The following is an 8270-nucleotide window of genomic DNA, read 5'->3' as shown; positions in this document are numbered from 1 at the left end:
CCGCTTTCCTCTGATCCCCTCGCCCCCGAATTCCCAGCCGTCATCGGGGGGACGGCGGTCTGGCGGAGCCGTGCTCGCCAGACATCGCCGCGGAACCGGAGGAGCTGGCTCCATCACCGGAGCCACTGCGATCACGTGAGGCTCCTGGACCGCCCGAGCCGTCGGCACCGCCCGAGTTGTCGGGGTGGCCGCTGGCCGCCGGTCGATCCGCCGACGACTCTGTCGCGGACCGGCCCACGTCGCCCCGCTTGGCCTCTCCTCGGCGGTTACGGGCGCGCCCCGCGGTAGCGGAGCCGCCGCGGGGAACGGCGCCGGCCAGCTCAGTCGGCCCGCGGGGATCCGCCGCAGCGGACGGGTCGGCGTCGATCGGCTCCCGCGCGGCCGGCACGGAAACGGCTTTGCGCCTACTCCCGGCGGTTGCGTTGCGGTGGCCGCCGAAACGGCCGGACGCAGCGGCCGACGATGTCTGCGCCGACAAGGCGCCGGGCGCCGCGGAGGCCCCGATCGGTCGGGCGGGCCCGACGCCGACGTCCGGCGCGGGGAAGTCGGCCACCCGGATCTTCGACGAACGGGCGTGTCGGCCCCGCGGCGCGTAGTTACCGTACTGGGAGAAGTAGTAGGCGTCCGGCCCCTTCGTCGGGACCATGTTCAGCACCGTGCCGACCATCCGGGCGTCGACCGCGCGCAACGCCTCGGCGGCACGGCGAAGCTGCTCGCGGCGGGTCCGGCCGACCCGGGCCACCAGCAGGACCCCCTCGGCCCGGGTCGCGAGCACCGCGGCGTCGGTCACCGGCAGCAGGGGCGGGGCGTCAATCAGCACGATGTCGAACCGAACCTGCAGCAGCTCGATGAGGTCGGCCATGCCCTTGGAGCCCAGCAGTTCGCTGGGGTTCGGGGGGACCGGCCCGGAGGCGAGCACCTCGACCCGGCCATCTCCCACCCGGCCTTCGCCCCACGGCTGCAGCACGTCGTCGAGGTCGGCGGCGCCGATGAGGACGGAGGTCAGACCGGCCGCGGACTCGACGCCGAGGTATTCACCGAACGACGGCCGGCGCAGGTCGCCCTCGATCAGGCAGACCCGGGCACCGCCCTGGGCCAGGCTGATCGCCAGGTTACAGATCGTGGTGGTCTTGCCCTCGCCCGGCACGGAGCTGCTGACGAGGATCGACCGGGGGCCGGCGTCGACGTCGACGAACTGCAGGTTGGTGCGCAGCTGCCGGAAGGCCTCCGCGCGGGCGGAGTGCGCCCGGGCGTTGATGACGAGCGGCCGGCGGACCGCGTCGGCGTCGTAGGCGATCACGGCGAGGTTCGGCAGATCCGTCGATTCCCGGGCGTCTTCCTCCCCGGAAACGCTGGTGTCCAGGCGGAAGCGGACAAGCGCCGCCGCGATGCCGACGATCAGCCCGAGCAGCACGCCGAGAGCCAGGTTGCGGGTCGGTTGCGGCGAGACCGGCGTGACCGGCAGCTTGGCGCGTTCCCAGACGCTCACCCGCACGGACGGCGGTTCGTCGTCGGTGGGCGCCTCGATCTGCGCGACGGCGAGGGAGAACGACTCGCCGACCGTGTCGGCGATCGACTGGGCCCTTCTCGGCACCCGGTCACGGACGGTGGCGCGCAGCAGCACAGTGTCCGGGACCGCCTGCGCGGAGATCTGTCCCCGCAGCATCTCCGGGGTCGTCTTCAGGTGGAGCCGGTCGATGACCGCGGTCGCCACCCGCTCGCTGGCCACGAGGTTCGCGTACGACTTCACCCGCTGTTGTGAGAGCAGGCCGCCCTGGTAGGCCGATGCGGCGCCCTCGGCGTTGTCGGGTGAGGAGACGACCATGGTCACAGACGCGGCGTATTCCTTCGTCGCCCGCCAGGTCGCGGTGGCGGCAAGCAGGCCGCCGAGCACCACGCAGGCCACCATGAGCATCCAGCTGCGGCGAAGGACGCGGACATAGTCACGCAGTTCCACTCGTCGACCACCCTCCCGGGATGTATATGACGACCACTCACCGTCATCGAGGACTACCTCAACATACTCGATGCGTAGCGATTCTTTTACTCTCCGTTACGCTTACTCTATGACCTCATGTGGAGACGTAGAGTAGACGGCACGGTCGGCGACCGACGGACAGCTCATCTCGCGCGGCGCGTCTCGCGGCTCAACCTCCGCCAGCGAGTCGAGCTGCAGATCGCCCTCGACAGCGCGGCGATGATCCTCGGTCTCACCGCCGCCCAGCTTGGAAGGTTCGACTTCACCTTCGATGCCCTGGCCGACCTCGACTTCTGGGTGATCTGCGCCCTGGCGGTCTGCCTGCTCCATTTCCTGGGCACGGCGCTGCACCTCTACCTGGGGCGCTACCGGTTCGGCGGATTCGAGGAGGTCCTCGGGCTGCTCGTGGCGGTACTGCTGACGATCGTCGGTCTGCTCGTCGTCATCGCCGCCTTCGGCTCGCCGCGCCCGATGCCGCTGAGCGTGCCGCCGCTCGGCGGCGCGGTGACCCTGGTCGTGATGTTCGGCGTGCGCTACCTGTGGCGGCTGCTGGAGGAACAACTGCGCCGGCCGAACCGGGACAGCGCCGAGCCGGTGCTGATCTTCGGCGCCGGCCTCGGCGCCGAAGGGGTCCTCGCGGCGATGCTGCGCACCCAGGACAGCCCCTACTACCCCGTCGCGCTGCTCGACGACGACCCGAACCTGCGCAACCTGCGGCTTTTCGGGGTGCGGGTGCTCGGCGGACGGGAGGCGATCGGCAGGGTCGCGGCAACCACCGGCGCCAGAACCCTGCTGGTGGCCATCCCGAGCGCGGACGCAGGACTACTCCGGGAGATCAGCAGAATCGCCGAGAGCGCCGGCCTCAAGGTGAAGGTCCTACCCAAAGTCGGCGATCTGATCGAAGGGCGGGTCGGCGTCGGCGACATCCGCGACCTGGATCTCGCCGACCTGCTGGGCCGCCGCCAGGTCCGCACCGACGTCGCCGCCGCCGCGAGTTACCTGGTGGGCCGCCGGGTGCTGGTGACCGGCGCGGGCGGGTCGATCGGCTCGGAGCTGTGCCGGCAGATCGCCAACTACGGCCCGGAAGAACTGATCATGATGGATCGGGACGAGTCCGCACTGCGGGCGGTGCAGCTGTCAATCTCGGGCCGCGCGATGCTCGACGACGACACGATCGTGCTCGGCGACATCCGCGACCTCGACCTCGTCACCACCCTGTTCATGGAGCGTCGCCCGCAGGTCGTGTTCCACGCCGCGGCCCTCAAACATCTCCCGCTGCTCGAGCGCTTCCCCGGCGAGTCGGTGAAGACCAACGTCTGGGGCACGCTGGCGATCCTGCAGACGGCCGTGGCCTGCGGCGTCGAGCGGTTGGTGAACATCTCGACGGACAAGGCCGCCAACCCGGTCAGCGCGCTGGGCTACTCCAAGCGGATCACCGAACGGCTCACCGCCCATCTGGCGCGTGAGGCCAGCGGAACGCTGGTCAGCGTGCGGTTCGGCAACGTGCTGGGAAGCAACGGCTCCGTGCTCACCGTCTTCGCCGGCCAGCTCGCCGTGGGCGGGCCGATCACGGTCACCCATCCCGACGTGACCCGGTACTTCATGACCATCCCCGAGGCCGTGCAGCTTGTGCTGCAGGCCGGGGCCCTCGGCTCCGCCGGCGAGGCCCTCGTCCTCGACATGGGCGAACCGGTGCGGATCGCGGACGTCGCCGCACGGCTCGTGGCCCGCGAGAACCAGCCAATCGAGATCATCTACACCGGGCTGGGCCGCGGGGAGAAGCTGCACGAGGAGCTGTTCGGCGCCGGCGAGACCGACCAGCGTCCGCACCATCCCCTGATTTCCCACGTCGCCGTGCCCCCGCTGGACCCGACCCGGGTACTCGCCCTCGACCCCTGGGCCGCGCCGGCGGAGGTCATGGCCGAGCTCGCCGCCCTGGCCGGCGAGGACGTCCTCGTCCCGGCCACCCTGGCCGCCGACGTCACGGCCGCCCGCGCCACCGCGGCAACCCCCGCCGCCGCGCCCTGGACCGGGACCGGAGCTGGAGCTGGAGCTGCTGGAGCCGGGGCCGGGGCCGGTCAGCGATCGGCAGCCGGGCTGATTCCCCGTCAGCCGACGGCGGATCGCGCCGACGCCGCCCGGCCGGCCACGCCATGACCCTGGCAGGTCGGGTGGCGGTCAGAGCCGCTCGGATGCCGCCGTTTCGGGCACCGCTGCGGGGCTGACGCCCGGTGCGGTGCCGTTCCGGTCGGCATACCAGGCGACCGTCGTCGCCAGTGCGGCGGGGAGGTCCAGGCCGGTCGCGTCGGGGAAAAGCGCCCGCATCGTCGCCGTGTCCGCCTGGGAGTCGCGGACGTCGCCGGTGCGGGGCGCGCCGTGATGCACGCTCAACCGGCGTCCGACGATCCGCTCCAGCTCGCCGATGACGGTGAGCAGGTCCGTGCGGGTGCCGAAGGCGATGTTGACCGGCTGTGGGTGGCTCACCCGGCGCATCGCCGCGTCGCGCAGCAGGCCGGCGACGCCCGCCACGTAGGTGAAGTCCCGGGTCTGGTGGCCGTCGCCGTGCACCGTCAGCGGCCTTCCCGCGAGCGCGGCGTCGATGAAGGTGGGGACGACGGCGGCGTAGGCGTGCCCCACCGACTGGTACGGGCCGAACACGTTGAACAGCCGGGCGGCGAGCACCGGCAGGCCGAATCCCGACTGATAGGCCAGCGCGTAGCTCTCCGCGGCGAGCTTCGAGGCCGCGTACGGGCTGCGCGGCCGCGTGGGGGTGTCCTCCGCGCGAGGCAGCGGGCCCGCCCCGCCGTAGACGGACGAGGAGGACGCGACGACGACGTGCGTCTCGGCTCGCTGGGCAACGCCGAGCACCGTCAGGGTGCCCGTCGCGTTGACCGTGTGGGTGGCCATGGGGTCGAGCAGCGAACGCTCCACCGACGGCCGGGCCGCCAGGTGCACGATGCTCTCCGCCCCCGTGCACGCCTCCTCGACCAGGGAGCGGTCGGTGACGCTGCCGATCACCAATCTCACGGGCAGTCCCGCGAGGTTCGACACCGCCCCGGTACTGAGATCGTCGACCACCACCACCTCGGCTCCGGCGGCGAGCAGCGCTCTGGTCAGGTGGGCACCGATGAAGCCGGCACCGCCTGTCACGACTACCTTCACCGATTCATCACCCTTCGAGTTCAGAAGGATGCTCATAGTAGTAGAGCCGACTCGATTCGCCGGCCATTCCGCGCGGAACGCACCCGAAAATCTCGCCAGATCGTTACTGTGAGTGTCAGGTTGAACTCGTAGGGACGCAGGTTTACGGTCACCGCGTGCCCGACCACCCGCGCTCGCTGGTCATCGTCGGCGCCGGCGGTCACGGTCGGGAGTTGCTCGACGTGGTCGAGGCGGTCAACACGGTCGACAGCCAGCTCCGCTACGCCTTCCTCGGCTTCCTCGACGACGGATCAGCGGACCCCGACCCGGTCGCCCGCCGCGGAGCGCCCCTGCTCGGCGGGCTGGACCTGCTCGGCCGCCTCGACGCCGACTACCTGATCGGCTTCAGTGACGCCGCGGGCCGCCTGCGCGTCGACCGTTACGCCAGCGTCCACGGCCGGCGCCCGGCGACTCTCGTCCACCCGCGCGCCAACCTCGGCGGCGACGTCCGCCTCGGGCCCGGCACCGTGATCTGCGCGTTGGCCAGCATCACGACGAACGTCCGCACCGGCCGGCACGTGGTGGTCAACGTCGGCGCCAGCGTGGCCCACGACTGCCGCATCGGCGACTACGTGACGATCGCGCCGGGCGCGCGGATCTCCGGCGGGGTGGCGGTCGGCGCCCAGGCGTGGATCGGCGCCCAGGCGAACATCGTCGCCCGCCGCAGCGTCGGCGACGGCGCGGTCGTCGGTGCCGGCGCCGTCGTCACTGACGACATCCGCGCCGCCCAGGTCGTCGCGGGCGTGCCGGCCCGGCCGATCGACGCCGCCCCTGACCGGCCCCGGCTGCCCGGCGACCGCGCCGGTCTCCCGCCCGGCCAGCGCGACGCCCCGACACCGCGCTGAGGGCGCCACCGCCCACTCGGACCCGGGGCCACGGCCTGGCCACCCCGTCCTCGGCCTGCTCCGCATCTGCCGCCGGCCCCGCCGATTCCCCCATATCGGCCCGGCCGGTACCGCCTGTGGTCCTAGGATCGCCTTGTGGAGCGCTGGTTCAACCTCTCGGGCTGCGACAACGTACGCGATCTCGGTGGGCTACCCACCCTCGACGGGGCAGCCACCCGGCACGGGGTGTTCCTCCGGGCCGATTCGGTGCAGACTCTGACCGACGCCGATGTCATCCTGCTGCGGGAGACCTTCGGCCTGCGGACGATCATCGATCTGCGGGCCAGGGAGGAGGCGGCGCGGGAAGGCCGGGGGCCCCTCGCCGAGGAACCCATCGACTATCACAACCTGTCGTTCCTGCCCGGCGAGTGGGTGATGCCGGACGACCCGCGGTTTCCCGCGATCGTCCGCGATCTCGACTCGGTCGACCGCATCGAGCACTACCTGGACTATCTGCGCCTCGCCGGCCCCGCCGTCGCCCAGGCGCTACGGGTGCTGGCCCAGCCGACCGCGGGCCCCGCGCTGTTCCACTGCGCGGCCGGCAAGGACCGCACCGGCGTCCTCGCGGCCCTGCTGCTGAGCATCGCCGGGGTCGACCGCGAGGCGATCGTCGCCGACTACGCCCAGACCAACGAGCGGATTCACCTGGTCAACGCCCGCCTGGCGAAGCGGCCCTCCTACAACCGGCCGACCGCCCCGCTCACCCCCGACGCACTGTCCTGCCGTCCGGAGGTCATGAGAGGCTTCCTCGCCGGCGTCGACGCCAGCTGGGGTGGTCCCGCCGCCTGGGCCCGCAATGCTGGGCTCACCGAGTCGGACCTGGGCGCGCTGCGCCGGACCCTGGTCGGCTAGCCACAGCACGGATCGTCCGGACGGGCCCTGACTGACCGGACCACGCAGACGACGCCGCCGGCGCCGCCGGCGGAGATGGAAGATGCGCACATGATCCACCGGTTGCCCCCGCGGACACTCCTGGCCGCCCTGCTCGCGGTCACGCTCGTGGCGGGCTGCGGCATCCTGCGGCGGGCCCACCGCGTGCCGGACGACCTGATCCCGGTGTTCCGGGCGGCCGCCACCGCCTACGGCATCCTGACCCCCGCCCAGCTCGCCGCGCAGGCACGCGTCGAGAGCAAGTTCAACCCGAGGGCAGTGTCGAACGCCGGCGCCCGCGGCATCATGCAGTTCCTCCCGACCACCTGGAAGGACTTCGGGCTCGACGGCAACGACGACGGCGTGGCCGACCCCCTGAACCCCCGCGACGCCATCCTGTCGGCCGCGTACTACGAGTCGCGGCTCGCCGAACTGCTCGCGCACCTGCCGGGGGATCGGGTCTCCCTGGTCCTCGCCGCGTACAACGCGGGGCCGGACACCGTGCGCCTCGCGGGCGGCATCCCCGACATCGGGGAGACCCGGGCCTACGTGACGAAGGTCCGGGACTGGGCGGACGCCTTCTCTGACCAGCTCTGACCAGACCAACCAGCTCCAGCCTGACCGCCCAGCTCCAGCCGAACTGGCAACCTCTCAGCCCACCCGCAGCCGCTCCCCCGGCACCACGACCTCATCACCCGGGACGAGCTGGCGCCCGCGGCGGCTCTCCACCTCTCCGTTGACCCGCACCATGCCACCCATCAGCAGCCCCTTCACGTCCGACCCGACGCCGACGACGTCGGCGAGCTTGAGGAACTGGCCCAGCCGGATCGCGTCGCCCTGGATGCTCACGTCACGCATGCCCTCAAGCATCTCCGGTCCCCGCGGCCGGGCGCGCGGCGCCTCCCCGGGGGCACCCTGCCCGGTTCGCCGTCCTTGAGCCGGACACGCCGAACAGCGGCCTGTTCGCGGCTGACGCCCCGTGCCGGCACTCTCGGGCCAGGCCCGCGCGACCCTGAACACACTCGTCCACCCGGGTCACCGGCCCTGTGGGCCACCCGGTCGGCAACGACAATCCACATCCTCGGCGGAGAGCTGAGGCATGCTGGCGGACGTGGCAGGTTTCCCCTCGGACCCGTCGGACCCCTCGGACGGGACGGGCAGGCGCGTCAGCGCGTCCCCGCGGCCAGCGAAAACACCTGGCAGCGGCCCACCGACCGTCCTCACCCTGGGCCCAGTGCAGGACCGTGCCGCCGGCGAAGTGCACCCCGCCGTTGATCAGGGTCAGCCCGTCGCCGATCGTCAGCGCGTCGCCGGACCACAGCTCGACGGCGTCGTCT

Annotated in this window: 7 protein-coding genes; 4 read left to right on the top strand and 3 right to left on the bottom strand. The window is 72.1% G+C overall.

Annotation, left to right across the window (positions count from 1 at the left end; all coding sequences use genetic code 11):
- Positions 1-40: 40 nt before the first annotated feature.
- Complete coding sequence (locus NBZ83_RS27125) at positions 41-1957, bottom strand: tyrosine-protein kinase domain-containing protein (RefSeq protein WP_261576048.1); 1917 nt, start codon at positions 1955-1957, stop codon at positions 41-43.
- Between the two features lie 117 nt (positions 1958-2074).
- Between NBZ83_RS27125 and NBZ83_RS27120 the strand changes: the two genes are divergently transcribed.
- Positions 2075-4135 carry a nucleoside-diphosphate sugar epimerase/dehydratase gene (locus NBZ83_RS27120; RefSeq protein WP_261568681.1) on the top strand — a complete coding sequence of 687 codons (2061 nt, stop codon included), beginning with the start codon at positions 2075-2077 and terminating at the stop codon, positions 4133-4135.
- Positions 4136-4156: 21 nt separating this feature from the next.
- On the opposite strand, the gene NBZ83_RS27115 is transcribed toward NBZ83_RS27120, so the two are convergent.
- Positions 4157-5140: an NAD-dependent epimerase/dehydratase family protein gene (locus NBZ83_RS27115; RefSeq protein ID WP_261568680.1), complete on the bottom strand. Its 984-nt coding sequence runs from the start codon at positions 5138-5140 to the stop codon at positions 4157-4159.
- A 155-nt stretch (positions 5141-5295) separates the two neighbouring features.
- On the opposite strand from NBZ83_RS27115, the gene NBZ83_RS27110 reads away from it, so the two are divergent.
- The 3 genes from NBZ83_RS27110 (at position 5296) to NBZ83_RS27100 (ending at position 7530) form a co-directional block, all read left to right on the top strand.
- A complete protein-coding gene (locus NBZ83_RS27110) occupies positions 5296-6024 on the top strand; it encodes a NeuD/PglB/VioB family sugar acetyltransferase (protein WP_261555925.1) in 729 nt (242 codons plus the stop codon).
- 135 nt (positions 6025-6159) lie between these two features.
- On the top strand, positions 6160-6915 hold the full coding sequence (locus tag NBZ83_RS27105) for a tyrosine-protein phosphatase (protein ID WP_261568679.1): 756 nt from the start codon (positions 6160-6162) through the stop codon (positions 6913-6915).
- A gap of 90 nt (positions 6916-7005) precedes the next feature.
- Entirely contained in the window at positions 7006-7530 is a 525-nt protein-coding gene (locus tag NBZ83_RS27100) for a lytic transglycosylase domain-containing protein (protein ID WP_261568678.1), read from the top strand.
- Positions 7531-7584: 54 nt separating this feature from the next.
- On the opposite strand, the gene NBZ83_RS27095 is transcribed toward NBZ83_RS27100, so the two are convergent.
- Positions 7585-7791 (bottom strand): RNA-binding S4 domain-containing protein, encoded by a 207-nt coding sequence (locus NBZ83_RS27095; protein ID WP_261555939.1) that lies wholly within the window; start codon positions 7789-7791, stop codon positions 7585-7587.
- Between the last annotated feature and the right edge of the window lie 479 nt (positions 7792-8270).

Origin of the sequence: Frankia gtarii (genome assembly GCF_025403375.1) — a bacterium.
Taxonomy (GTDB): Bacteria; Actinomycetota; Actinomycetes; order Frankiales; family Frankiaceae; genus Frankia; species Frankia gtarii.
Note: the sequence above shows the minus strand (reverse complement) of the source record. Positions and strands in the feature narration are given on the sequence as shown.